Genomic DNA, 25,706 nt, shown 5'->3' with positions numbered 1-25,706 from the left:
ACTCATTTTATTTTGAGTGGTCTTTTTCCTTTACATGAGTTATCACATCTGATATTTCACAATCAAGGACTGTGCAAATATCATCTAAAATCTTCATTGATACATATTCATCTTTCGAGATCTTTGCAAATGTAGCAGACGAAGCTCCGATAAGTCTTTGTAATTCAGTTTTTGTCATTCCTTTTTTATGCAACGTAGCCATTAATGGAGCATATGAAAACATATATCATCAACCTTCCTTATTTCTTCTTCGATACATAATATGAACATTTTCTTTAGATAAGTATATCAAATCTTTAAAAAAATGAAAATTTGTTATTGACAGCAACTTTTACCATACTGTATCATATGTTTAGAAAATTAAATATTATCTTTTTGAAATAAAAGGGGTGAAATCATGATTATTAAAGCGTCTGAATGGCTACAAATGTCTGATCGGCAAAAATTTTACCTACTTGCAGGAATTTTTTTCGTACAACAGCAGAAGAAAAAGGAAATATAGAAATTTTTGTCGAATTTATATGACAAATGGCATAGGCGAGGGGATGGGATGACAATTAATCAGTTTCGTAAATTTCTTTACTCGTTAGCAAAGTTTCTGGGGAATGTTAACGCAATTCAGAAAGGGAAAATCGGAAAACGTATCGGGCGCAGGATTGCTGGAAAGATGGCAGGTAAATTGTTGCGGAAATTGTTTAAATAAAACAGGGGAGAGGAAAGAATATGCCAAAATTTTTTGTAGCTGGTAAGGTTGAATTGAATGTATCAAAAATTGTTGATGCTGCGAATGAAGAGGAAGCAATTAGAAAAGCACATGAAATGCTTGATAACCTCAATGCTGATATTCGGGAAGTGGAATTTGCACGAATTGATGATAGTACAGTCCAAGTTAATGTTGATGATTTTCACATTGAGTGGGATTATGTGGATAAAGATAATGAAGATGATGAGGAATGAAACTGTACTTGTTTGAGTGCGGTTTTTAATAAAAAAGAACTTGTCCAGAGTAATATGAAATGATACGATAATGTTAGTGATGCTATTGGTCAATAAATATCTGAAAGTGATACCTATAAATATGGTTGATATTTAATTATCTGAAAATTTTCCAACCCTTGATACATAAAGGATTTACACTGTCAGCGTCTCGAAGGCAAAGCCGACAAACTCGGAATTCATCGCCATGGTGGCCGATAAGCTCCGGCTTGAGCATAAAGCATCGTAACGGAAAACGAATGATAGCCAAAGCGGCAAGACGCTCCGCAATCGGGGGCGTCTTTTTTGCCGTTTGGCGGCTTGCTGGAACGAAAAAAGGGGGAACGTGGCTTGCGCCGGTGTGGTGCACAGAGGCGGCTTTACCGCCAAGGGCCAGACGGTTAAGATGGGTCGTTTTCTTTTTCTTTTTTCTCCAATTCCAGCAGCTTGTTCACCAAAATGTGCGGCGGCATATGCATGATCTGCTCGATCGGCACGCCGAGCGCTTTGGCCAGCTTTTGCGCTGTTTCCAGCGAAATTTTCAACGGCTGCATCATCTCCACCTCGTTTGTTCATAGTATTATTTTTAGTATAACGAACGACCGCCGGTTTCGGCCAGCTCGTTGGCTGAACGGCGAATAAATGCGAAAGGAAGAAGGCAGAATGACATTGATTTTTGCCCACCGCGGGGCGGCGGGGACGCACCCGGAAAATACGATGGCGGCGTTTATCGAGGCGGAAAAAGCGGGAGCGGACGGCATTGAATTGGATGTGCAGCTCACAAAAGACGGCGAAGTGGTCGTCATTCATGACGAAACGGTCGACCGGACGACGGACGGCAGCGGCTGGGTGAAAGACATCACGTACCGCGAACTGCGCCGATTGAACGCGGCGGCCATGTGGGACGGCAAACACGGCCATTGTCCGATTCCGCATCTTGAGGAAGTGCTTGCTTGGCTGTCATCAACACGGATGGCGGTCAACATCGAGCTGAAAAATAGCCTCATCGCCTACGAAACGCTTGAGCAAAAAACGATCTCCCTCGTGCGCCGCTATGGGCTTGAGAAGCGGACGATTTTGTCATCGTTCAATCATCATAGCATGCGCCTTTGCCGAACGCTTGCACCGGAAATCGAGACGGCGCTCTTGTACATTGAGCCGCTGTATGCCCCATGGACGTATGTGCGTGCCATGAACGCCGACGGGGTGCATCCGCACTATCGGACGGTGACGGCGGAATTTGCCGCCGAAGCGCGGCGGCGCGGGGTGGCGGTCCGCCCGTTTACGGTAAATAAGCGAAATGTGATGAAAACGATGTTTGCTTATGGCGTTGACGCCGTCTTCACCGACTACCCGCGCCAAGCGAAGCAATGGAAAGAGAAAACGCCTTAACGAGAGACGTTAAGGCATTTTTTGTTTGCCTTGAAATGGATGTTTTCCCAGTGTAATAGGCATCAACGTTCCGGGTCAAGGCGTTTTTCGTTTTCGTTGAAAACGCGCCTGCACTTTGTTGCGTTTCCGGTCGCGGTGCAGCAAAAAACCGCCGAGAAACGCCAGCCCAGCGGCAAACAGCGCGAGCCCGGCGAGAAATTGCAGCCATAAGGCAGAAAACAGCGGCCCGTTGATGCCAAACAACGCATCGCGCATCCATTTGATGCCAAGCGCCGCTCCAAGCCCGGGAATGACTAAAATCAACAGCGCAATCATTCGCCCCATCGCGATCGCGTTCCTTTCCGAAAAGAGTAGCCTTATCGACTATCATAGCGGTTATTGGGCGTTTGTCAAGGAAAGAGCAAATCAAGTATGATAAAAGTGTCTGCAAAAATTGGCATACTATAAAGTGTGGTGAATGGACATGAAAAAAGTGATGATCATTGGGGCTGACTCGCGCGGAATGTCGCTTTTGAAGCTGCTTCACGGGGCGTCGGGATTTGACGTTGTGGCGGTTGTTGACGTCGATGAACAAGCTCCGGGGGTGCAACTGGCGCAAAAATGGGGCATCGCTGCTGCGAGCGACTGGCGTCCATGGATGGCCGAGCCGCTTGATTTGATCATTGAAACGACGGGCAGGGCGGATGTCCTTGAGGAAATCCGTCGATTGGCGCCAGAGGGAGCCAATATTGTCCCAAGTGCAGTCGCGCAGATGATGGCCGAGCTCGTTGAAGAAAAAGAAGCGCTCATCGCCAAATTGAAAAGCGAAGCGGCTCGGCGCGCGCTCATCTTTCATTCGTCCCACGATGGCATGATTGTCGTTGATGAATATGGTTACATTACCGATATGAATCAAAGCGCGGCGGAGCTGCTTGAAGTCGATAAAGACAAAGTGATCGGCAAGCATATTTTGACCGTTCTGCCGTCAAGCGGCTTGCCGCGCGTGCTCGAAACGAGGCAGACGGAGTTTCATCAAGAAGTGGAGCTGGCCAATGGAAAAAAATTGATCACCACCCGCATCCCGATCATCGATGACAATGGCAAACTGTTTGGGGCGCTCGCGGTATTCAAGGACATCACCGAGCTTGTCGCTTTGGCGGAAGAAATCACCGACTTAAAAGAAGTCCGCATGATGCTCGAAGCGATCATCTATTCGTCGGAAGAGGCGATTTCCGTCGTCGATGAAAATGGGAACGGTATTTTGATCAACCCGGCGTATACACGGCTCACCGGTTTGACAGAGGAAGACGTCATCGGCAAACCGGCGACCGCCGACATCGCCGAAGGGGAAAGCATGCATATGCAAGTATTGAAAACGCGCCGCCCGGTGCGCGGAGCGCGCATGAAAGTCGGCCCGAAAAACCGGGATGTCATCGTCAATGTTGCGCCGATTATTGTTGATGGCGTATTGAAAGGGAGCGTCGGCGTCATTCATGATGTGTCAGAAATTCAGCGGCTGACGACTGAGCTCAATCGGGCGCGGCAAATCATCCGCACGCTCGAGGCGAAATATTCGTTTGCGGATATTGTCGGTGAGTCAGAGGAGATGAAGGTGGCGATCGAGCAGGCGAAGCTGGCGGCGAAAACACCGGCGACGATTTTGCTGCGGGGGGAATCAGGGACGGGCAAGGAGCTGTTCGCCCACGCCATTCACAACGCGAGCGACCGAAAGTATAACAAGTTTATCCGCGTCAACTGCGCGGCCATTCCGGAAACATTATTGGAAAGCGAACTGTTTGGCTATGAGGAAGGAGCGTTTTCCGGCGCGCGGCGCGGAGGCAAGCGAGGGCTGTTTGAAGAAGCAAACAACGGAAGCATTTTCCTTGACGAAATCGGCGAACTGTCGGCCAGCACGCAGGCGAAGCTGCTCCGCGTCTTGCAGGAGCGGGAGATCGTCCGCGTCGGCGGGACGAAGCCGATCCCGATCAACGTCCGCGTCATCGCCGCCACGAACGTCAACCTTGAAAAAGCGATTGCCGAAGGCGCCTTTCGCGAAGACTTATACTATCGGCTCAATCGGATGCCGATTTATATTCCGCCGCTGCGTGCCCGCAAGGAAGACATTCCAGCTCTTTGCCGGCGTTTGATCCAGAAACTGAACCAAGATTACGGGCGCAACGTCGAAGGTGTCACGGATGAAGCGATGGCGAAGCTTCTTGCCTATGATTGGCCGGGAAATGTCCGCGAGCTCGAAAATGTGCTCGGGCGGGCGATGATTTTCATGAAATTTCATGAAGTGATGATCGATGCGACGCATTTGCCGCCGCTCGCTTCGCCTTCGTCAGTGCCGGCTCATCGAGTGGAAACGGAAGAGGAGATTCGGCCGCTTGAGGAAATGGTGAGCCGATACGAAGCGAGCTTGATTGAGCAGGCGCTTCGCCGCCATCGCGGCAATAAAACAGCGGCGGCCCGGGCGCTTGGCATTTCGGTGCGCAATTTATATTACAAGCTGGAGAAATACGGGCTTGACAAAAATATCATGCAATAATTTGCGCGGAGTGAAGAATATTGCACATATCTGTTTGCGAAGGTAGTGTGTTTTAAAGCGCTTTCAGTCATTTTTGGTTGGCACAGTTTTTGCATAAAAAGACTGTGCCGCACGATTTGCAGAAAAGGTTGGTGCAGATGATGAAGCTTGAATCGTTAGTGCAAGAAGCAAGACAATGCCAGGACCGGACGGTGGCCGTGGCGGCGGCGGAAGATGAAGAAGTGATTGAAGCGGTGGCGATGGCGCTCGAACACCGTCTCGGACGCTTTGTGCTTTATGGCGATCGGGAGCGGCTCGGACGGCTGTTGAAGGAAAAAGGATGCGCCCGCTTTTCCGACGTCGATGTCGTTCATGCGAATTCGATCGGGCAAGCCGCAGAGCTTGCCGTGCGCGCCGTCCATTTGAACGAGGCGGATGCGTTGATGAAAGGGCATGTGCCGACGGCAACGCTGCTGAAAGCGGTCTTGAACAAGGAGTATGGGTTGCGCGCTGGGAAGGTGTTGTCCCATGTCGCTGTTTTTGAGGTGCCGGAGTTTGAACGATTTGTCATCGTCACCGACGCGGCGATGAACATCGCTCCGGATTTGGAGCAAAAGGTGCAAATTGTCAACAACGCCGTCAGCATCGCGCGCTCCATCGGCATCGAGCGCCCGAAAGTCGCGGCGCTGGCGGCGGTGGAGACGGTCAATCCGGCCATGCCGGCAACACTTGATGCAGCGGCGCTCGCAATGATGCAAAAGCGGGGGCAAATCGAACATTGCCTCGTTGACGGACCGCTTGCGTTGGACAACGCGGTGTCGCTGGCGGCGGCGAAGCATAAGCGGATTGAAAGCGAAGTGGCTGGACAGGCTGATATTTTGCTTGTGCCGGACATTGAATCCGGCAACATGCTGTATAAGTCGCTCGTCTATTTTGCGAACGCACGCGTCGGCGCAGTCATCGCTGGGGCGAAGGCGCCGATCGTGTTGACGTCGCGCGCCGACTCGGCGGAAAGCAAACTGTATTCGTTGGCGCTTGCTATTTGTTCGGCAGCAAAATGAAATAGATGAAGGAGGCCATCAGTGATGGAACTGTTTCAATATATGGAAAAATATGATTATGAGCAAGTGTTGTTTTGCCAAGACAAAGAATCCGGATTGAAGGCGATCATTGTCATTCATGACACGACGCTCGGCCCGGCGCTCGGCGGGACGCGCATGTGGATGTACAATTCGGAAGAAGAGGCGCTTGAAGACGCCCTGCGCCTCGCCCGCGGCATGACGTACAAAAACGCGGCCGCCGGCCTTAATTTAGGCGGGGGCAAGACGGTCATCATCGGCGATCCGCGCAAAGATAAAAACGAGGCGATGTTCCGCGCGTTCGGCCGGTTCATTCAAGGGCTGAACGGCCGCTACATCACGGCGGAAGACGTCGGCACGACCGTTGCCGATATGGACATCATCTATCAGGAAACGGACTATGTCACCGGGATTTCGCCGGAATTCGGCTCATCCGGCAACCCGTCGCCGGCCACGGCTTACGGCGTATATCGCGGGATGAAAGCGGCGGCGAAGGAAGCGTTTGGCAGCGATTCGCTTGAAGGAAAAGTTGTCGCCGTCCAAGGGGTTGGCAATGTCGCCTACCATTTATGCCGCCATTTGCACGAAGAAGGAGCGAAACTCATCGTTACCGACATCAACAAGGAAGCGGTGGCGCGCGCGGTCGAGGAATTTGGGGCGAAAGCGGTCGACCCGAACGACATTTACGGCGTGGAGTGCGACATTTTTGCTCCATGCGCGCTCGGCGGCATCATCAACGACCAAACGATTCCGCAGCTGAAAGCGAAAGTGATCGCCGGCTCGGCGAACAACCAGCTGAAAGAGCCGCGCCATGGCGACATGATCCATGAAATGGGCATCGTCTATGCACCAGATTATGTGATCAACGCCGGCGGCGTCATCAACGTCGCCGATGAGCTGTACGGCTACAACCGTGAACGGGCGATGAAAAAAATCGAGCAAATTTATGACAACATCGAAAAAGTGTTTGCCATCGCCAAGCGTGACAACATTCCAACGTATGTGGCCGCTGACCGGATGGCCGAAGAACGAATTGAAACGATGCGCAAAGCGCGCAGCCAATTTTTGCAAAACGGCCATCATATTTTAAGCCGCCGCCGCGCCCGCTAATAGTGGCGAGGGGCGGCCTTCCGCCCCGCCGGCGGATGATGGAGGGACAGCAACGATGGAAGAGCAGAAGTTTCGCATTTTAACGATCAATCCAGGCTCGACTTCAACGAAGATCGGCGTCTTTGAAAACGAACGGCCATTGCTCGAAAAAACGATCCGCCATGAGGCGGACGTGCTTCGGCAATATAAAACGATCGCGGACCAGTATGAGTTCCGCAAGCAAACGATTTTGCAAGCACTGGATGAAGAAGGAATCAATTTATCGAAGTTGAGCGCCGTCTGCGGCCGCGGAGGGCTTCTCCGTCCGATCGAAGGCGGAACGTATCGCGTCAATGAGGCGATGCTTGAAGATTTGCGGCGCGGATATTCCGGCCAGCACGCGTCCAACCTCGGCGGCATTTTGGCGCATGAGATCGCCTCGGCCTTAAACATCCCGGCGTTTATCGTCGATCCGGTCGTTGTCGACGAACTCGATCCAATTGCCCGGATCAGCGGATTTCCGCTCATTGAGCGGCGCAGCATTTTCCATGCTTTAAACCAAAAGGCGGTCGCGCGCCGCGTCGCCAAGCAGCTTGGGAAACGGTATGACGAACTGAACTTGATCGTCGCCCATATGGGCGGCGGCATCACGGTCGGCGCCCACAAGCAAGGAAGGGTCGTCGATGTCAACAACGGCCTTGACGGCGAAGGCCCGTTCAGCCCGGAGCGCGCCGGGACGGTGCCAGCGGGCGATTTGGTTGCTTTATGCTTCTCTGGTGAATATTACCGCGAAGAGATCATGAACATGCTCGTCGGCGGCGGCGGCCTTGTCGGTTATCTTGGCACGAATGATGCGGTGAAAGTCGAGAAAATGATCGAAGCCGGCGATGAAAAGGCCAAGCTCGTGTATGAGGCGATGGCGTACCAAGTGGCGAAAGAAATCGGTGCGGCAAGCGCCGTGCTTTCCGGCAAAGTCGACGCCATCATTTTGACCGGCGGACTGGCGTATGGCAAATCGTTTGTCGAACAGATCACTCGCCGCGTGCAATGGATCGCCGATGTCATCGTCCATCCGGGCGAAAACGAACTGCAGGCGCTCGCTGAAGGCGCGCTTCGCGTCCTGCGCGGCGAAGAAGAGGAAAAAGTGTATCCAGGCAAGGCCGTTTCGCCGGTTCCAGCCCGGCGCTGATGCGGCAACGGACAGAAAGGAGAAGGCAAGATGGCAAAAGAATACGATGTCGTCATTCTCGGCGGAGGAACGGGTGGCTATGTGGCCGCCATTCGCGCCTCGCAGCTCGGGTTGAAAACGGCCGTTGTGGAAAAAGGGAAGCTCGGCGGCACGTGCCTGCACGCTGGCTGCATTCCGTCCAAAGCGCTGCTTCGCAGTGCCGAAGTGTACGCACAAACGAAAAACGGCGAGGCGTTTGGCGTCATCGCCGACGGCGTGCGCCTTGATTTTGCCAAAGTGCAGGCGCGCAAAGCGGCGATTGTTGAGCAGCTCCACAAAGGCGTGCAGCATTTGATGAAAAAAGGGAAAATCGATGTGTACGCCGGAACCGGCCGCCTGCTCGGCCCGTCGATCTTTTCCCCGCTGCCGGGGACGGTGTCGGTCGAAATGAACGACGGCAGCGAAAACGAAATGCTCGTCCCGAAATTCGTCGTCATCGCCACCGGTTCGCGCCCGCGCACGCTGCCGGGGCTCGAGCCGGACGGCGAATTCGTGATGACGTCCGATGAGGCGTTGCAAATGGAGACGCTCCCCTCGTCCATCTTGATCGTCGGCGGCGGTGTGATCGGCATGGAATGGGCGTCCATGCTTAATGATTTCGGCGTTGACGTGACGGTGCTCGAATATGCCGATCGCATTTTGCCGACAGAAGATGAAGACGTGTCAAAAGAAATGGAAAAACTGCTCCGCCGCCGCGGTGTCAACATCGTCGCGGGAGCGAAAGTGCTGCCGGAAACGCTCGAGAAAGGAAACGGCGTCACGATCCAAGCGGAGCATCAAGGCGAGCGGAAAACGTTTACGGCCGACAAGATGCTTGTTTCCGTCGGGCGGCAGGCGAACATTGAGGGGATCGGCTTGGAAAACACCGAGATTGTCGTGGAGAAGGGGTATATTCAAACGAACGAGTTCGGCCAAACGAAAGAATCGCACATTTACGCGATCGGCGATGTCATCGGCGGCCTGCAGCTTGCCCATGTCGCCGCCCATGAAGGGATTGTCGCCATTGAGCATTTGGCCGGGCACAACCCAGCGCCGATTGACTATACGATGGTGCCCCGCTGCATTTACACCCGTCCGGAAGCGGCGGCGGTCGGCTTAACCGAACAAGAGGCGAAAGCGAAAGGCTATGATGTCAAGGTCGGCAAATTTCCGTTTAAAGCCATTGGCAAGGCGCTTGTGTTCGGTGAGGCGGAAGGGTTTGTGAAACTCATCGCCGACCGGAACACGGACGATCTGCTTGGCGTCCATATGGTCGGGCCGCACGTGACCGATTTGATTTCCGAAGCCGGTCTCGCCCGCGTGCTTGATGCGGCTCCGTGGGAAGTGGCGCATGCGATCCATCCGCATCCGACGCTGTCAGAGGCCATGGCGGAAGCGGCGCTGGCGGTCGATGGCAAAGCTATTCATTTTTAACCGATTTCGCCGTATGCGCGCGGCGCGTGATCATTGGTTGACTATGTGAATCTAAGGGAGGTTGTTGCGATGGCGCAAAACCGTCATCAGGCGCTTGGATTAAGCGATGACACGGTGTTGGAAATGTATGAAACGATGCTCTTGGCCCGCAAGCTCGATGAACGGATGTGGCTGTTAAACCGCGCGGGGAAAATTCCGTTCGTCATCTCATGCCAAGGGCAGGAGGCGGCGCAAGTCGGCGCGGCATTCGCCCTCGACCGGACGAAAGACTATGTCTTGCCGTATTACCGCGATGTGGGCGTTGTCCTGACGTTTGGCATGACGCCGAGAGAATTGATGTTGGCGGCGTTTGCCAAGGCGGAAGACCCGAACTCCGGCGGCCGGCAAATGCCAGGGCATTTCGGGAAAAAGAAAAACCGGATCGTCACCGGTTCATCGCCCGTGACGACGCAAGTGCCGCATGCGGTTGGCTTTGCGCTGGCGGCGAAAATGGAAAAGAAAGATTTTGTCGCCTTCGTCACGTTCGGCGAAGGGTCGTCGAACCAAGGCGACTTCCATGAAGGGGCGAACTTCGCCGGCGTTCATAAACTCCCAGTCATCTTTATGTGCGAAAACAACAAGTACGCCATTTCCGTGCCCATTTCGAAACAACTCGCGTGCGAAAAGGTGTCCGACCGCGCCATCGGCTATGGCATGCCGGGCTATACGGTCGACGGCACCGATCCGCTTGAAGTGTACCGAGTCGTGAAAGAAGCGGCCGACCGCGCCCGCCGCGGCGAAGGGCCGACGCTCATCGAGGCCGTGACATACCGGCTGACGTCGCACTCGTCGGACGATGACCACCGCGTCTATCGGACGGAAGAAGAGCTCGCCGAAGCGCGCGCCAAAGACCCGATCGTGTCGTTTGCCAACTATTTGAAAGAAACCGGCGTTTTGACCGACCAGCTTGACGAGGACATTCAAGCGCGCGTCATGAAAGAAGTGAACGAAGCGACCGACTACGCGGAGAAGGCTCCGTACGCCGAGCCGGAGCATGCGCTTCGCTACGTGTATGCCGAGGAGTAAGGGGGAATCGACGATGCCTGTTATTTCCTATATTGATGCGGTTACGATGGCGATTCGTGAAGAGATGGAGCGCGACCCGCGCGTGTTTGTGTTAGGAGAAGACGTCGGCCGGAAAGGCGGAGTGTTCAAAGCGACGCAAGGATTGTACGAGCAGTTCGGCGAAGAGCGCGTCATCGACACGCCGCTTTCCGAGTCGGCGATCGTCGGCGTCGGCATCGGCGCGGCGATGTACGGCCTGCGCCCGATTGCCGAAATTCAGTTTGCCGATTTTATCATGCCGGCGGTCAACCAAATCATTTCTGAAGCGGCGCGCATCCGCTATCGCTCGAACAACGACTGGAACTGCCCGATCGTCATCCGCGCCCCATACGGCGGCGGCGTTCACGGCGCTTTGTACCATTCGCAGTCAGTCGAAGCGATTTTCGCCAACCAGCCTGGGTTAAAAATCGTCATGCCGTCGACGCCGTACGATGTGAAAGGGCTGCTGAAAGCGGCGATTCGCGACGAAGACCCGGTGCTCTTTTTCGAGCATAAACGCGCCTACCGCCTCATTAAAGGGGAAGTGCCGGAGGACGACTACGTGCTTCCGATCGGCAAGGCGGACGTCAAGCGTGAAGGCGATGACATCACGGTCATCACGTACGGGCTGTGCGTCCATTTTGCCTTGCAGGCGGCCGAGCGCGTCGCCCAAGACGGCATTTCTGTCCATCTGCTCGATTTGCGCACCGTCTATCCGCTCGACAAAGAAGCGATCATCGAGGCGGCGAGCAAAACAGGAAAAGTGCTGCTCATTACGGAAGACAATAAAGAAGGCAGCGTCATGAGCGAAGTCGCCGCCATTATCGCGGAGCATTGTTTGTTTGATCTCGACGCGCCGATTATGCGCCTCGCCGGCCCGGACGTTCCGGCCATGCCGTATGCGCCGACGATGGAAAAATTCTTTATGATCAATCCAGAAAAAGTCGAAAAAGCAATGCGCGAATTAGCGGCGTTTTAACAGATGAACAAAAGGCGTCTCCAGCTTGGAGGCGTCAGGAAAACATGGGATGTTCGGTTAGGGAATCATTCCATCCTAATGAAGGGATTCCCCACAAACGCCGGCCTCGAAGCCAACCCTAGACGGCGTGGGGACGTCACGGCAAAGATATTGCAACAGAGATAGGAGGGTATCGATGTGGCCATCGAACAATTGACGATGCCTCAGCTCGGGGAAAGCGTCACGGAAGGCACGATCAGCAAATGGCTCGTTTCCCCGGGCGACAAAGTGAACAAATACGACCCGATCGCTGAAGTCATTACCGATAAAGTGAGCGCGGAAATTCCGTCGTCGTTTGCCGGCGTCATCCGCGAGCTGATCGCCAAAGAAGGGGAGACGCTCCCAGTCGGCGCGCCGATTTGCACGATCGAAGTCGAAGGCGCTGCACCGGCTTCGGAAGCGAAGCCGGCGGATGAAGCGCCGAAAGCAGAAGACAACGCCAAGCCAGCCGCTCCGAAAAAGGCCGGCCGGGCAAACAACGGCCGCTATTCGCCGGCCGTGCTCCGCTTGGCTCAGGAACACGGCATTGACCTCGAACAAGTCGAAGGCACCGGCCTTGGCGGGCGGGTGACGCGCAAAGATTTGCTGAAGCTCATTGAGTCTGGACAAATTCCGAAAGCGGGAGCGGCACCGGCGGCGGAACAAGCCGCGCCAAAAGCGGAACCGAGAACGGAACAACCGGCCACAGCCGCCGCAACCGTTCAACCGTCTGCCGCGGCCGCGCCAACCGCGCCGCAGGCAGCGCCGATCAAACCAGCGGCCCCGAACGTCGAAGCCGGAGCGGGCGACATCGAAATTCCGGTCACCCCGGTGCGCAAGGCGATTGCGGCGAACATGCTCCGCAGCAAACACGAAGCGCCGCACGCTTGGACGATGGTCGAAGTCGACGTCACCGATCTTGTCGCCTACCGCGATGCCATCAAAGACGAGTTCAGGCGGCGTGAAGGCTTCAATTTGACGTATTTCGCCTTCTTCGTCAAGGCGGTCGCCCAAGCGCTGAAAGAATTCCCGCAGTTGAACTCAGTGTGGGCGGGCGATAAGATCATTCAGCGCAAGGACATCAACATATCCATCGCTGTCGCGACGGATGACGCCTTGTTCGTGCCCGTCATCAAGCACGCCGATGAAAAAACGATCAAAGGCATCGCCCGCGAAATCGCTGAACTGGCGGCAAAAACGCGCGCCGGCAAACTGCGCCCGGAAGACATGCAGGGCGGCACGTTCACCGTCAACAACACCGGCGCGTTCGGCTCGGTGCAGTCGATGGGCATTATCAACTACCCGCAAGCGGCCATTTTGCAAGTGGAAACGATCGTCAAACGTCCGGTCGTCAAAAACGGCATGATCGCCATCCGCGACATGGTCAACTTATGTTTGTCGCTCGACCACCGCGTCTTGGACGGCCTCATTTGCGGCCGCTTCCTCGCCCGCGTCAAAGCGATTTTGGAAAACATGAACAAAGACAACACGCCGATTTATTAACGATTCCCCCATCGCCATCGGTTGGCGGTGGGGGTTTTTGCGTGGCGCGATTTCAAACTTCTTTCACAAATGTGATGTATAATGAGGACAGAAACGAACGTGCGAAGGAGAAAAACGAGATGAAACGAGCGAGCGTATGGATGCTGTTGTGTTGCTTCTTTCTGCTAAGCGGCTGCGCCAATCCGTCGTTTCCCCCGGTGGCCGATTCGCTTTCTGTCGTCATCAGCCTCGATGTCAAAGCGGAAACGGTCACCTTTTTGAACGCGGAAAATGGCGGCAAGATCGCCCGTTGGAACATCAACGAACCGTTTCAAGGCGGGGCGTTGAGCTCGGACGGCCGGACGCTTCTTTTGTACGGGCGGGATCTTGACGGCGTCTATCGGTACGATCTCGCGACCGGGAAGCTGCTTGGCGAATGGAAAATAGGAAGCGGCATTGTGAGCGCTGCTCCATCTCCGGATGGCCGCACGTGGTTTTTTGGCGACAGCACCCATCACGCGGTGCGCGTTGTGAGCCGGGACGGGAAAGAGATCGCCCGCCTTTCGGTCGGACGCTCCCCGATGACGCTGCTTGTCAATCGCCAGGAAACGGAGCTGTATGCCATCGACTTTCAAGACGGCCGCGCCTTTGTCATTGATACGAGCCGCCTCCGTGTCATTCGCTCATTTTCTGTGCCGAAGATGGCGTTAGGCGGATTGATGCGCGAGCGGCAAGGGGAGCTGTGGGTCGGCGGACATGGAAGCGGAAACAAGGTGGAGAAGAATGTTCACGTCTATTCGCTTCAAGACGGCCGCTTGTTGCGGACGATTGCCGCCCCGGTCATGCCGGTTGATTTTGTCGAAACAGGCCGCGGCGTGTTTGTGCTAAGCCACGGTTCGAACACGATCTATCAGTTTTCAAAAGAAGGAAAACAGCTCGCTTCGGCGTCTGTCGGCGCCAATCCGTTTGCCATGGAAGCGGCAGGAAGCCGTTTGTATATTGCGAGTTATGACAGCGATGAAATCATCGTGGTCGATGAGGCGATGCTGCGTCCGCTCGCCCGTTGGAAGACGGGAGACGGCCCGCTGCAGCTATTCATTCGGGAGGGACGAACATGAGCGAACGAACCGTTTTAATCGTCGATGATGAAGAAGAAATGCGCCTGCTCGTTGGCATGTATTTGGAAAACGCCGGCTTTCGCTGCCTCGAAGCAGGGGACGGGGAAGAAGCGCTGGTGCTGCTTTCGCAACATCCGGTTGATGCCGTGCTGTTGGACGTCATGATGCCAAAACAGGACGGATTCGCCGTCTGCGCCCGCATCCGCGAGCAGTCGGACGTGCCGATTTTGTTTTTGACCGCGCTTGGCGAAGAATGGGATAAAGTGAAAGGATTGAAGCTTGGCGGCGACGATTACATCGTCAAACCGTTCAGCCCAGGAGAGCTCATCGCCCGCCTTGAGGCGGTGTTGCGCCGGGTGCAGCGCGTCCGCGAGAATGACGGCCGGCTGCAATTTGGCGACCTTGCCATCGACGAAAAAGGACGAACCGTGACCGTTGGCGGCGAGGCGGTGAAGCTGACGTTGAAGGAGTTTGAGCTGCTGCTGTTTTTGGCAAAACACCGCGGCCAGGTGTTCAGCCGCGACGATTTGCTCGTCAAAGTGTGGGGATATGATTATACAGGAAACGCCCGCACGGTCGATACGCATGTGAAAACGCTGCGCATGAAGCTGAAAGACGCCGCCCGCCACATCCAAACCGTATGGGGCATCGGCTACAAGTTTGAGGGATGAACATGAAACGGCTTCGGTTAGGACAAAAACTATGGCTGGCGATCGGCGCCGCGGTCGTGGCGACGCTGGCGTTTTCCTTTGGCCTTCTGAATTATTTTTACCGGACGGTGTACATGAAAGAAGTTGAGCGAACGTTGATCGCGGAAGGGACGAGCCTCGCCCGCGACTATCGCGGCGGGGCGGTGACGGAGGCATATCGCCGTCAAATCGAATGGTATGACGAAAAATCAACGGCCACGATCTTGTTGATCGACAACCCGCGCGAACTGAGCGCCTGCTTTCCGTTTCCGGTCCACTATGACGCGTTAGTCAGCGGCCGCGACCGGGAAACATTGTTAGCCGGGAAGCCTGTTGTCAAAACGGGATACGAAAAGCGGTTCGGACGCCGCGTGATGGCGGTCGTCGTTCCGCTTTTGGACGGCAAGCGGCTTGAAGGAGCGATTTACTTGTATTTGCCGTTAGCCGACGTTCAGGAAGCAACGAAGCGGGCGGCCGCCGCGTTTTGGCCGTTGGCCGCCATATTCGCCGCCGCGCTTTTGGTTGTCGGCCGACGGATGGTGCGGCAGATGACCGAGCCGCTCCAAGCGATGGAACAAGCGGCAGAACGCATGGCGGAAGGACGCTACGAAGCGGACATCCCCGTGCGGAGCGATGATGAAATCGGCCGCCTGGCGGAGGCGTTCAACCAAATGGCGGACGCCATTGCTAAAGAAGACGAGCGGAAACGCGAGTTCTTAGCGAACGTCTCGCATGAGCTGCGCACGCCGCTCAGCTATATGAAAGGATACAGCGAAGCACTCCTTGCTGGCCTCGCGAAAACGAAGGAAGAAGAAAAGGCGTACCTTCGCCTTATCCACCGCGAAACGGAGCGGATGGAGCGGCTGGTGCGCGATCTTCTTGACCTGGCGCGCCTTGAAGGGCAAAGCGTGCCGCTCGAGCGCGCGCCGGTGGCGTTTGCCCAAGTGATCGAAGATGTCATCGCCACGTACGAACCGATCGCCTCGCAAAAGCGGATCGAGTTGGCGTGCGAGTTGGACTATGACATCATCGTCAACGGCGACGCCGACCGGCTCGAACAAGTCGTGCGCAACTTGCTTGACAACGCCATCCGCTACACCCCGGAAGGCGGCGCGGTGACGGTGCGGCTTTCCCGCTTGTCGGAAGCGGAAGGCGAGCTTGTCATCCAAGACACGGGAAAAGGCATTCCGAAAGACCAGCTCCCGCTTCTCGGCCAGCGCTTTTTCCGCGTCGACCGCGCCCGCACCCGCAAAGAAGGCGGCACCGGCTTGGGGCTTGCCATCGTCAAACAAATCGTCTCTCTTCATGACGGCGCGATTTGGTTCGACAGCGACCTTGGACGCGGGATGACCGTATTCGTCCGCCTGCCGCTCGTTCGGGAAGAGGAATAAACATCGTTCAAGACACAGGAATGGATGATGTATAATCAATATAAAATTAGGAGGCAGGTGGAGGATATGGGTTCACCAGAAAAGGAACAGGCCCCTATGACCTACAAAGAGTATGCGACATGGCCGGAAGGAAAACGGTGCGAGGTCTTGGACGGGAACATCATTAGCGTGGCGCCGTCGCCGACACCGGAACATCAATCAGTTTCGCTCCAACTTTCCATTGAATTCGGGATGCATCTTCGTGGGAAGGATTGCCGCGTGTTGGCCGCCCCGATCGATGTGTATCTTTTCGAAGATCATCGAAAGGGATGGATGGATGAAAACGTCCGAAACTGGGTATGCCCCGATCTTGTCGTCATCTGCGACAAAAACAAAATTCAAAAAAACCGCATTGTCGGGGCTCCGGATTTGGTCGTCGAGATCTTGTCCCCCGCCACGGCCAAAATCGACCGGATGGACAAACGGATCGCGTACGAGCGGGCCGGGGTGAAGGAATATTGGATTGTTGACCCGGCGAATCAAGTGGTGGAAGTGTATTTGCGCGGAAAAACAGGAAGATTGGAACTTCATGGAGTGTACAACCGGGATGACGCCGTTTTGGTTCATGTATTGAAGGATTTCGTGATCGATTTGCGAAACATTTTCCAATGAATAAATGGCAGTTGAGATTTTCGCTAAGCGGTGATTTGGAGGGGGACGAGGGAGCATCGTCCAAGAGAGCATGCAACAACGCCCTCTTCCTTTCATGTTTTTTCAGGGCTTCTTGGAGGATTTGTGAATCGTTGAGATGGTGTTGTTTCGCCAAGTCATCGAGCCATTTCGGGATCGTTCATGTTTTTTTTTGACCGCTTTGTTTTCCATTTCATGGCGAAATGGTGGCATCAGCAAGTTGTTTGCCTTTTTGTTCATTGCCCAAACGCGGCCGATGTACTACAATAAACATAGAAACCGTTTTTTCCCACACGAAGCGTCATCAGCGCTTCGTTCTGAGCAGACGGGTTCGAGAGGGAAAGGTGCGGCTTGAAAAGAAAGCGGTTTCTTATGTCTGGAAGGCAAAGGGGGATCGGAATGAGCGATGTCGCAAAGATGAAGGAAGCGGCGTTTCCGGCTCCGACGGTGGAGGAGTGGGAGCGGGAAGCGGAAAAGTCGCTGAAAGGCAAGCCGCTCGAGCGGCTTGTATCGATGACGTACGAAAACATTGCGGTCAAACCGCTCTATACGCGCCGCGATGTGGAGGCGCTCGGCCCGCTTGAGCAGTACCCGGGCTTTGGCCGCTATGTGCGTGGGGCGCGGCCGGAAGGGTATCGGGGCGAGCCGTGGAAGGTGAGCCAGGAGATTTCGGCAGCGAGCCCGTCCGACTGGAACGAGGCAGTGAAGCACGACTTGGAGCGGGGGCAGACGGAAATCCATCTTGCCCTTGGCCGGCTGCCGTTTGCCGTCGAGTCGGTTGATGATGTGGCGGCGATGTTGGATGGCGTGCCGCTGGACCGCTATTCGCTCCGTGTGGACGCCGGGGCGCGGTCGCTTTCGTTTTTGGCGCTGTTGGCCGCTTATTTAGAGGAACGGGGCGTCCCGCTATCGAGCGTACGGGGCGCGATCGGCATGGATCCGCTCGGAGCGTGGGCGGAGCAGGGGACGCTCCCGTGTTCGCTTGAGCGGCTGTATGATGAAATGGCGGAAGCAACGAAGTGGGCGAAGGAACAGATGCCTGCCGTTCGCACGATTTTGGTGCGCGGCGAGCCGTACCATAACGGCGGGGCGAACGCCGTGCAGGAGCTCGCGTTTTCGTTGGCGGCAGCCGTCGAGTACATCCGCGCCGGGTTGGACCGGGGCTTGACGGTTGATGACATCGCGACAAGGATGCAAGTGTCGCTCGCCGTCGGAGCCGACTTTTTCATGGAAATCGCCAAGCTGCGGGCGGCGCGGCGGTTGTTTGCGCAAGTGATCGAAGCGTTTGGCGGCGGTGAATCAGCAAGGCGGATCGAGCTGCATGTGCGCACGTCGCCCTTTACGAAAACGGTGTACGACCCGTATGTGAACATGCTCCGAGCGGCGGCGGAAGCGTTTGCGGCCGTTGTCGGCGGCGCCGATGGCGTGCACGTGTCGCCGTTTGACGAGGCGCTCGGACTCGCTGATGAGTTTTCGCGGCGCATCGCCCGCAACACGCAGCTCATTTTGCTCGAAGAGGCGCATGTGGCGAACGTCATCGATCCGGCGGGCGGCTCGTATTATGTGGAAACGTTGACCGCCAAGCTCGCCGAAGAAGCGTGGAAGCTGTTCCAGCGTGTGGAGGAAAAAGGCGGCATGGCGAAGGCGCTCGAAGACGGCTTCGTGCAGACGGAAGTGGAAGCGGTCGCCAAGCGGCGGCTGGATCGTGTCAAGACGCGGAAGGAAAAAATCGTTGGCACGAACGTGTACGCCAATTTGGAGGAAACGCCGGTCGAAAAACCGAAGCAAGACGCAGCGAACGTGGCGCTGCCGCTGGATGAAAAGCGGGTGGCCGATATTCGCGCCTCGCTCGCGGGCGGGAAGTGGATGGAAGCGGCGATTCGTGCGGCCTGCCGTCGAGCAACCGCTCGGGAGATCGCAGCGGCGTTGATCGATGGGAACGCGGTTGTTGCCATCACGCCGATTCGGGCATGGCGCTTGGCCGAGCCGTTTGAGCAGCTGCGGAAGGCAGCCGAGGAGCATGCCGAACGCACAGGAAGCAGGCTTTCCGTTCACTTGATCAATATCGGGCCGCTTGTCCGTCATCAAGCGCGCGCCGATTTCATCGCCGGGCTGTTTGCGGCCGGCGGGGTGGCGGCCGAGCGGAGCGATGGCTTCGCCTCGGTCGCGGAAGCGGTCGAATGGGTGCGGAACACGAACGGGACGCATTATATCGTGTGCGGCGCCGATGACGATTACCCGGCGTTCGTTCCAGCGTTGGCTGAGGCGTTCAAGCAAGCCAAGCCGAACGCGAAGCTGTATGTCGCCGGAAAGCCGCCGGAAGAGCTTGAGAGAACGTACGCGGACGCGGGCGTGGACGGATCGATTCATCTCGGTTCGAACGCGTACGATGTGATCGTGGCGTTTCTAACGGAAAGAGGGGTGGCGCTTGATGGCGAAGTACGTTGATTTTACCAACATGACGCTTTCCGACGCAACGGCCGATGTGGATGAGAAACAGTGGAGAGACGCGGTGGAGCGGCGCGTGCAAGCGTCGATCGATGAGCTGTTGTTTCAGACGAACGAACACATTGCGGTGAAGCCGCTTTATACAAAGGAAGACATCGATGGGCTCGATTTTCTTGATTATATGCCCGGCTTGCCGCCGTACTTGCGCGGGCCGTACCCGACGATGTACGTCGTGCGGCCGTGGACGATCCGCCAATACGCCGGCTTTTCGACCGCCGAGGAGAGCAACGCCTTTTACCGGCGCAACTTGGCGATGGGGCAAAAAGGGCTGTCGGTTGCTTTTGACTTGGCGACGCACCGCGGCTATGACTCCGACCATCCGCGCGTCGTCGGCGACGTCGGCAAAGCGGGGGTGGCCATCGACTCGGTGCTCGATATGAAAATTTTGTTTGACGGCATCCCGCTCGACCAAATGTCAGTGTCGATGACGATGAACGGGGCGGTGCTCCCGATTATGGCGTTTTACATCGTCACCGCCGAAGAGCAGGGAGTGACGCAAGACAAGCTGTCCGGCACGATCCAAAACGATATTTTGAAAGAATATATGGTGCGCAACACGTACATTTATCCACCGGAGATGTCGATGCGCATCATCGCCGACATTTTCGCCTATACGGCCAAATACATGCCAAAATTCAACAGCATCAGCATTTCCGGCTACCATATGCAAGAAGCCGGGGCGCCGGCCGATTTGGAGCTGGCGTACACGCTCGCTGACGGGCTTGAGTACGTGCGCACCGGCTTGAAAGCCGGCATTGACATCGACTCGTTCGCGCCGAGGCTGTCGTTTTTCTGGGCAATCGGCATGAACTACTTTATGGAAGTGGCGAAACTGCGGGCGGCGCGCCTCATGTGGGCGAAAATGATGAAAACGTTCAATCCGAAAAATCCAAAATCGCTCGCTCTAAGGACGCATTCGCAAACGTCGGGCTGGAGCTTGACCGAGCAAGATCCGTTCAACAACGTCGTGCGCACGCTCATCGAGGCGCACGCGGCGGCGATGGGGCATACGCAGTCGCTCCATACGAACGCCTTGGATGAAGCGATCGCCTTGCCGACCGACTTCTCGGCGCGCATCGCCCGCAATACGCAGCTGTACTTGCAGGAAGAAACGGGCATTTGTCGGACGATCGACCCGTGGGCCGGTTCGTATTACGTCGAGACGTTGACGAACGAGTTGATGAAGCGGGCGTGGGCGCATATCGAAGAAATCGAAAGCTTAGGCGGGATGGCGAAAGCCATTGAAACCGGCATCCCGAAAATGCGCATCGAAGAAGCGGCGGCCCGCCGCCAAGCGCGCATCGATTCAGGAGCGGAAACGATCATCGGCGTCAATAAATACCGCCCGGAAAAAGAAGAGCCGATCGACATTTTGGAAGTCGACAACACCGCCGTGCGCCAGCGGCAAATCGAGCGGCTGAACGAGCTAAAGGCGACGCGCGACAACGAGCAGGTCGAAGCGGCGCTTGACGCCATCACAAAAGCGGCGGAAACGGGCGAGGGGAATTTGCTCGAGCTTGCCGTCCAAGCGGCGCGCGTCCGGGCGACGCTCGGGGAAATTTCGTACGCGATCGAAAAAGTGGCGAGCCGCCATCGCGCCGCCATCCGCTCGATCAGCGGCGTTTACAGCTCGGAATACAAAAACGAAGCGCAGCTCGAGCGGGTGAAGCGACGGGTTGAGCAGTTCGCCGAACTCGAAGGACGCCGCCCGCGCATCTTGATCGCGAAAATGGGGCAGGACGGCCATGACCGCGGGGCGAAAGTCATCGCCACGGCGTTTGCTGATTTAGGGTTTGACGTCGACATCGGCCCGCTCTTCCAGACGCCGGAAGAAACGGCGCGCCAGGCGGTCGAAAACGATGTGCACGCCGTCGGCATCAGTTCGCTCGCCGGAGGGCATAAAACGCTTGTGCCGCAGCTCGTCGAGGAGCTTGAAAAACTTGGCCGCGATGATATTTTGGTCGTCGTCGGCGGCGTCATTCCGCCGCAAGACTACGCGTTTTTGTATGAGCACGGCGCCGCCGCCATTTTCGGACCGGGCACGGTCATTCCGGAAGCGGCGGAAAAAGTGTTGGATGAAATTTACGCCCGGCTTGGCTATGAGGAAGTGAACCAATGAACGGCGAAGAGAAACGGCGGGAACAGGCAAGCGGCCAGAGCGCAGTTTCGGACGGACAGCCGCGGCGCCCGGAATGGGCGGACGGCAATGGTCTGTCGTCGTACGTGCAAGCCGAGCGCCCGCCGGCGCCGAAGCGGCTCGTGCGGCGAAAAGAACGATCGGTTAAAGAATACGTCCAAGGAGTGCTCGCCGGCGACCGCACCATTTTGGCGCAGGCGATTACGCTTGTCGAAAGCAATGCGGCCAGGCATATGGATCTCGCCCAGCAAGTGCTCAATGAACTGCTTCCGCACGTCGGCCGCTCGATTCGCATCGGCATCACCGGCGTGCCGGGGGCGGGGAAAAGCACGTTCATTGAAGCGTTTGGCACGTTTTTGTGCGAGCAGGGCCATCGCGTCGCCGTCTTGGCCGTCGACCCGACGAGTTCGTTGACCGGCGGCAGCATCCTCGGCGACAAAACGCGAATGGAGGCGCTCGCCCGCAATCCGCTTGCTTTCATCCGTCCGTCCCCATCGGGCGGGGCGCTTGGCGGCGTACACCGAAAAACGCGCGAGACGATGATGCTGTGCGAGGCGGCCGGCTATGACATCATCCTCGTCGAGACGGTCGGCGTCGGGCAAAGCGAGTTTGTCGTCCGAGGGATGGTTGACTTTTTCTTGTTGCTCGCCTTAACCGGCGCCGGCGACGAGCTGCAAGGCATGAAGCGCGGCATCATGGAGCTGGTGGACGCCATCGTCATCAACAAGGCGGACGGCGATAATAAAGAAAAAGCAAAAGCGGCGCAAAAAGAATACAACCAGTTTCTCCATTACCTCCGCCCGGCCACGCCCGGCTGGGAGACGAAAGCGTACACATGCTCGGCGCTTTTGGGAGAAGGGATCGCCGACATGTGGCGCGTCATTCAAACGTTTGTCAAGACGACAAAGCAATCCGGCGTCTTTTTCGACCGCCGCCGCCAGCAGCAAAAAGACTGGATGCACGCCATGATCAAAGAATATGTGGAAACGCGCTTTTTTGCCGATCCGGTCGTGAAAGAAAAGCTCCCGATGCTCGAGAACAGCGTCATTTCCGGCGCCAAGCCGGTCACCGCCGCCGTCCGCGAGCTGATCGAGGCGTATGAACGGAAGCGAGGCGGTGAACTGTGATATGATAAAGGCAAATCGAAGGAGGTGTCACGATGTTCCAATTTCAATTTCCGCTCTATAACGACATCGTCGAACAAGCGCGGCGCGAAGCGGTCGAAGCCGGATTTGAAGAACTGCGCACGCCGGAAGACGTCGATGCGGCATTCCGCCGTCCGGGCACAACGCTTGTCCTCATCAACTCGGTGTGCGGCTGCGCCGGCGGCATCGCCCGTCCGGCAGCGGCCCACGCGGTTCATTACGACAAGCGCCCGGACCATTTGGTGACCGTCTTTGCCGGCCAAGACAAAGAAGCAACCGCCCGCGCGCGCGAATATTTTGTCGGCGAGCCGCCATCCTCGCCGTCGTTCGCCTTGTTAAAAGACGGGAAATTGTGCGCCATGCTGCACCGACACGACATCGAAGGGCACGAACCGGTCGCCGTCGTGCAAAAGCTGCAGGCGCTGTTCGATGAATATTGTGAGGAAGTGTGAGTGCAAACACCCGAAGCCTTCTTTGGCTTCGGGTATTTGTATGATTGGTGGAGATGATGTTCATGAACATTGGACAAAAGCAGGGGCCAATCATTGTGTTTGCTTTCGCCCCATGCTATGATCATTAGTAAAGAAACCAAGAAATTTGGTTATTTTTTTGGAAGGAGGGGAATAATATGGTACCATCAGATTCGATGACAAAGGAGAAGGCACCGATGGACAAACTCCCAGATGACAAGAAAAAACGTGTGAAGCGCATTGCTGTATCAAGTAAAAAACAAATTACAATCCCAAAAGATTTTTATGAGCAATTAGGGATTGGAAATGAAGTGCTGATTGAGCTGGCGGATAATAAGTTAATTATTCATCCGATTCATGAGAACCACTTTGACTTTTCCGATCTGATTTTAAAAGACTTGATCAGGGAAGGATATGCAGGTGAAGAACTATACAAAGAATTTGTATACCGTAAATCGCAAATTGCCCCTGCATTCAACGCGATGATTTCTGAGGAAAGACCGAAGGCAAAAACGTATACGGCGGATACGTTAGAGGAGTTATTTGGCGAAGATGATGAACAATAATCGACTGCAATTGCTTCCGAAAGCAGAAAAAGCCATTAAAAAATTGACAAAAAAGGATGCAGCTCTGAAGCAGCGTTTGATCGAAGCCTTGCGGCAGATTCTTACCGATCCCGCCGAAGCAGGGGAAGCGAAAACAGGAGATTTGGCAGGAGTTTATGGGTATGACATTTATCATCAAGGGGTCAATTACGAAATTGCTTATTTCATCGATCAGGATGACAGCGGATATGTTGTGGTCGTGGTTTTGGTGGGAACGCGTGAAAATTTTTACGAAGAGTTGACGCGTTATATATAAAGACGAATCGAGCGCCGTTTTCGAAGGCATAGATCTATTTAAGACAATGGCTAAAGGAGAACGGTGGCATGGATGAGCGGGAATTGATTAGACTATCGCGCCAGCATGCGTTTCGGTTGCTGCTTCATTTGAAAAACGTCATTGCCGCGTCGAAGCAAGTGGCGGAGTATATTGACGACATCGTCGGCATTTATTCGTGCGACGTGCTTTTTTTCGACGCGCTGAACGAAGCGATCAGGCGCGAAATCGAGCGCGATGGGAAAACGATTTATGAGAAAGCCTGCTCATGAACCGTGCCTCCGGATTTAGCCGGTCCGCTTTCTCACTTGAGGGCGGCCTTTTTTTGCCCTTCCGCGGCTGTTTGGGCAGATGGGCTTCGGGACGGGTGTGCGTGTGAGCCAAGTATTGTCTGTTTTTCCTTGCATCGAAAGCGCCGTCATCTGTACAATGAAGTCGGCAAACATTGGCAAAGGAGACGGCGCGATGAAAATCGGCTATCGGACATTGAAAACGGCGGTGGGGGCGGCGCTGGCGATTGCCATCGCTCAGCTCATCGGTCTTCATAACTTCGCTTCCGCTGGCATTATCGTCATCTTATGCGTCCAAGTGACGAAAAAGCGGTCGCTTGAGACCGCCCGGGCTCGTTTTGCGGCGTGCGTCGTCGCGATCGGGTTTGCGGCGTTGTTTTTTACCGTCTTCGGCTATCATCCGTGGACGATCGGGCTGTTGCTGCTGCTGTTCATTCCAGTGACCGTCAGGCTGAAAGTGAACGAGGGCATTGCGACAAGCTCGGTCATTATTTTGCATTTGTATGCGGCCAAGGACATCACGTGGGGATTGGTCGCCAATGAGATCTTGCTGGTGGCGGTTGGCATTGGTGTGGCGCTGCTGATGAACATGTATATGCCGAGTGTGGAAAAGCAGTTGAAGGAGCACCAACGCACTGTTGAAGACTTGTTCCGCATCATTTTAAAAGAAATCGTCCGCTACTTGCGCACCAATGAACTCGATTGGGATGGCAAAGAGCTTCCGCTCGCCGCCGAGACGCTCGAAAAAGCGAAAAAACTCGCCATGCGTCACGCCGACAACCAATTATGGCGGAATGAGGATGAATATGTCCGCTACTTCCGCATGCGCGAGCGGCAGTTGGAAATCATTGAGCATATGCTTCCGCTTGTGACGTCGCTCGTCTACACGGTCGAGCAGCGGATGATGATTGCGGATTTTATCGACGAATTAAGCGATGCCATTCACCCGGGAAATACGGCGGACCGCTTTTTGCGGCGCCTCGCCGAGATGCGCGAACAGTTTAAGGCGATGCCGCTGCCAAAGACGCGCGAGCAGTTTGAAGAGCGGGCTGCGTTGTTTCATTTAGTGCGCGAATTGGAGCGATATTTAATCATCAAAAGCGAATTCCACCCCGGAAACGAACCAAAACAGCAGCGGCTGAAGGCATGATACAGGGCATATGTCC

24 protein-coding genes and 3 pseudogenes are annotated in these 25,706 nt (G+C 55.4%); 23 read left to right on the top strand and 4 right to left on the bottom strand.

The genetic code is table 11. From position 1 onward, the window contains the following. Window positions 1–7 precede the first annotated feature (7 nt). Window positions 8–202, bottom strand: a complete 195-nt coding sequence (locus GT3570_RS11330; protein WP_318258102.1) for a helix-turn-helix domain-containing protein — start codon at window positions 200–202, stop codon at window positions 8–10. A 521-nt stretch (window positions 203–723) separates the two neighbouring features. On the opposite strand from GT3570_RS11330, the gene GT3570_RS11325 reads away from it, so the two are divergent. Both GT3570_RS11325 and GT3570_RS18500 read left to right on the top strand, forming a co-directional pair. Continuing rightward, the gene (locus GT3570_RS11325; protein WP_062898766.1) at window positions 724–957 is read left to right on the top strand and encodes a hypothetical protein; all 234 of its coding nucleotides are present in this window, start codon (window positions 724–726) and stop codon (window positions 955–957) included. Between the two features lie 175 nt (window positions 958–1,132). Next, a pseudogene (locus tag GT3570_RS18500) lies at window positions 1,133–1,225 on the top strand (sporulation transcription factor Spo0A); the annotation flags it as partial. A gap of 151 nt (window positions 1,226–1,376) precedes the next feature. On the opposite strand, the gene GT3570_RS18040 reads toward GT3570_RS18500, so the two are convergent. Then, window positions 1,377–1,529, bottom strand: a complete 153-nt coding sequence (locus GT3570_RS18040) for a YycC family protein (RefSeq protein ID WP_011231868.1) — start codon at window positions 1,527–1,529, stop codon at window positions 1,377–1,379. A gap of 109 nt (window positions 1,530–1,638) precedes the next feature. On the opposite strand from GT3570_RS18040, the gene GT3570_RS11320 reads away from it, so the two are divergent. Continuing rightward, on the top strand, window positions 1,639–2,367 hold the full coding sequence (locus tag GT3570_RS11320; protein WP_011231867.1) for a glycerophosphodiester phosphodiesterase: 729 nt from the start codon (window positions 1,639–1,641) through the stop codon (window positions 2,365–2,367). A gap of 75 nt (window positions 2,368–2,442) precedes the next feature. On the opposite strand, the gene GT3570_RS11315 is transcribed toward GT3570_RS11320, so the two are convergent. Next, on the bottom strand, window positions 2,443–2,691 hold the full coding sequence (locus GT3570_RS11315) for a DUF2627 domain-containing protein (RefSeq protein ID WP_011231866.1): 249 nt from the start codon (window positions 2,689–2,691) through the stop codon (window positions 2,443–2,445). Window positions 2,692–2,830: 139 nt separating this feature from the next. Between GT3570_RS11315 and GT3570_RS11310 the strand changes: the two genes are divergently transcribed. From GT3570_RS11310 to GT3570_RS11255, 12 genes are all read left to right on the top strand, one after another. Then, on the top strand, window positions 2,831–4,894 hold the full coding sequence (locus GT3570_RS11310) for a sigma-54 interaction domain-containing protein (RefSeq protein WP_031206533.1): 2,064 nt from the start codon (window positions 2,831–2,833) through the stop codon (window positions 4,892–4,894). 140 nt (window positions 4,895–5,034) lie between these two features. Further along, entirely contained in the window at window positions 5,035–5,934 is a 900-nt protein-coding gene (gene yqiS / locus GT3570_RS11305; protein WP_011231864.1) for a phosphate butyryltransferase, read from the top strand. A 24-nt stretch (window positions 5,935–5,958) separates the two neighbouring features. Further along, window positions 5,959–7,062 (top strand): leucine dehydrogenase, encoded by a 1,104-nt coding sequence (locus GT3570_RS11300; protein ID WP_011231863.1) that lies wholly within the window; start codon window positions 5,959–5,961, stop codon window positions 7,060–7,062. A gap of 55 nt (window positions 7,063–7,117) precedes the next feature. After that, entirely contained in the window at window positions 7,118–8,230 is a 1,113-nt protein-coding gene (gene buk, locus GT3570_RS11295) for a butyrate kinase (protein ID WP_011231862.1), read from the top strand. A gap of 30 nt (window positions 8,231–8,260) precedes the next feature. Continuing rightward, window positions 8,261–9,682: a dihydrolipoyl dehydrogenase gene (lpdA, locus tag GT3570_RS11290; RefSeq protein ID WP_011231861.1), complete on the top strand. Its 1,422-nt coding sequence runs from the start codon at window positions 8,261–8,263 to the stop codon at window positions 9,680–9,682. Between the two features lie 69 nt (window positions 9,683–9,751). Beyond that, window positions 9,752–10,747, top strand: a complete 996-nt coding sequence (locus GT3570_RS11285; RefSeq protein WP_011231860.1) for a thiamine pyrophosphate-dependent dehydrogenase E1 component subunit alpha — start codon at window positions 9,752–9,754, stop codon at window positions 10,745–10,747. Between the two features lie 13 nt (window positions 10,748–10,760). After that, the gene (locus tag GT3570_RS11280) at window positions 10,761–11,744 is read left to right on the top strand and encodes an alpha-ketoacid dehydrogenase subunit beta (RefSeq protein ID WP_011231859.1); all 984 of its coding nucleotides are present in this window, start codon (window positions 10,761–10,763) and stop codon (window positions 11,742–11,744) included. 177 nt (window positions 11,745–11,921) lie between these two features. Next, entirely contained in the window at window positions 11,922–13,265 is a 1,344-nt protein-coding gene (locus GT3570_RS11275) for a dihydrolipoamide acetyltransferase family protein (RefSeq protein WP_011231858.1), read from the top strand. 119 nt (window positions 13,266–13,384) lie between these two features. Further along, window positions 13,385–14,362 carry a YncE family protein gene (locus GT3570_RS11270; protein ID WP_011231857.1) on the top strand — a complete coding sequence of 326 codons (978 nt, stop codon included), beginning with the start codon at window positions 13,385–13,387 and terminating at the stop codon, window positions 14,360–14,362. Continuing rightward, window positions 14,359–15,033, top strand: a complete 675-nt coding sequence (locus GT3570_RS11265; RefSeq protein WP_011231856.1) for a response regulator transcription factor — start codon at window positions 14,359–14,361, stop codon at window positions 15,031–15,033. The genes GT3570_RS11270 and GT3570_RS11265 overlap by 4 nt, the downstream gene beginning before the upstream one ends. Window positions 15,034–15,035: 2 nt before the next feature. Next, on the top strand, window positions 15,036–16,442 hold the full coding sequence (locus GT3570_RS11260; RefSeq protein ID WP_011231855.1) for a sensor histidine kinase: 1,407 nt from the start codon (window positions 15,036–15,038) through the stop codon (window positions 16,440–16,442). 66 nt (window positions 16,443–16,508) lie between these two features. After that, on the top strand, window positions 16,509–17,093 hold the full coding sequence (locus GT3570_RS11255; RefSeq protein ID WP_033845388.1) for a Uma2 family endonuclease: 585 nt from the start codon (window positions 16,509–16,511) through the stop codon (window positions 17,091–17,093). A gap of 94 nt (window positions 17,094–17,187) precedes the next feature. Here GT3570_RS11255 and GT3570_RS19145 read toward each other — a convergent pair. Next, window positions 17,188–17,324: pseudogene (locus GT3570_RS19145) on the bottom strand (type II toxin-antitoxin system HicB family antitoxin); the annotation flags it as partial. 186 nt (window positions 17,325–17,510) lie between these two features. On the opposite strand from GT3570_RS19145, the gene GT3570_RS11245 reads away from it, so the two are divergent. The 8 genes and pseudogenes from GT3570_RS11245 (at window position 17,511) to GT3570_RS11210 (ending at window position 25,690) form a co-directional block, all read left to right on the top strand. Next, window positions 17,511–19,559, top strand: coding sequence for a methylmalonyl-CoA mutase family protein (locus tag GT3570_RS11245; protein ID WP_014196300.1), 2,049 nt, complete (start codon window positions 17,511–17,513; stop codon window positions 19,557–19,559). Further along, window positions 19,543–21,738, top strand: coding sequence for a methylmalonyl-CoA mutase (scpA, locus tag GT3570_RS11240; protein WP_014196299.1), 2,196 nt, complete (start codon window positions 19,543–19,545; stop codon window positions 21,736–21,738). Before GT3570_RS11245 ends, scpA begins: the two co-directional genes overlap by 17 nt. Next, window positions 21,735–22,883, top strand: a complete 1,149-nt coding sequence (gene meaB / locus GT3570_RS11235; RefSeq protein ID WP_014196298.1) for a methylmalonyl Co-A mutase-associated GTPase MeaB — start codon at window positions 21,735–21,737, stop codon at window positions 22,881–22,883. Before scpA ends, meaB begins: the two co-directional genes overlap by 4 nt. 32 nt (window positions 22,884–22,915) lie before the next feature. After that, a complete protein-coding gene (locus GT3570_RS11230) occupies window positions 22,916–23,353 on the top strand; it encodes a BrxA/BrxB family bacilliredoxin (protein ID WP_011231850.1) in 438 nt (145 codons plus the stop codon). 215 nt (window positions 23,354–23,568) lie between these two features. Further along, a complete protein-coding gene (locus GT3570_RS11225) occupies window positions 23,569–23,937 on the top strand; it encodes an AbrB/MazE/SpoVT family DNA-binding domain-containing protein (RefSeq protein WP_014196297.1) in 369 nt (122 codons plus the stop codon). Then, window positions 23,924–24,232, top strand: a complete 309-nt coding sequence (locus GT3570_RS11220) for a type II toxin-antitoxin system RelE/ParE family toxin (protein ID WP_014196296.1) — start codon at window positions 23,924–23,926, stop codon at window positions 24,230–24,232. The genes GT3570_RS11225 and GT3570_RS11220 overlap by 14 nt, the downstream gene beginning before the upstream one ends. Before the next feature lie 155 nt (window positions 24,233–24,387). Further along, window positions 24,388–24,522 (top strand): annotated as a pseudogene (locus tag GT3570_RS11215) (nucleotidyltransferase domain-containing protein); the annotation flags it as partial. A 193-nt stretch (window positions 24,523–24,715) separates the two neighbouring features. Continuing rightward, complete coding sequence (locus GT3570_RS11210) at window positions 24,716–25,690, top strand: aromatic acid exporter family protein (RefSeq protein ID WP_023633509.1); 975 nt, start codon at window positions 24,716–24,718, stop codon at window positions 25,688–25,690. The last annotated feature ends 16 nt before the right edge of the window (window positions 25,691–25,706 follow it).

The sequence above is a fragment of the Geobacillus thermoleovorans genome (genome assembly GCF_001610955.1).
Taxonomy (GTDB): Bacteria; Bacillota; Bacilli; order Bacillales; family Anoxybacillaceae; genus Geobacillus; species Geobacillus thermoleovorans.
Note: the sequence above shows the minus strand (reverse complement) of the source record. Positions and strands in the feature narration are given on the sequence as shown.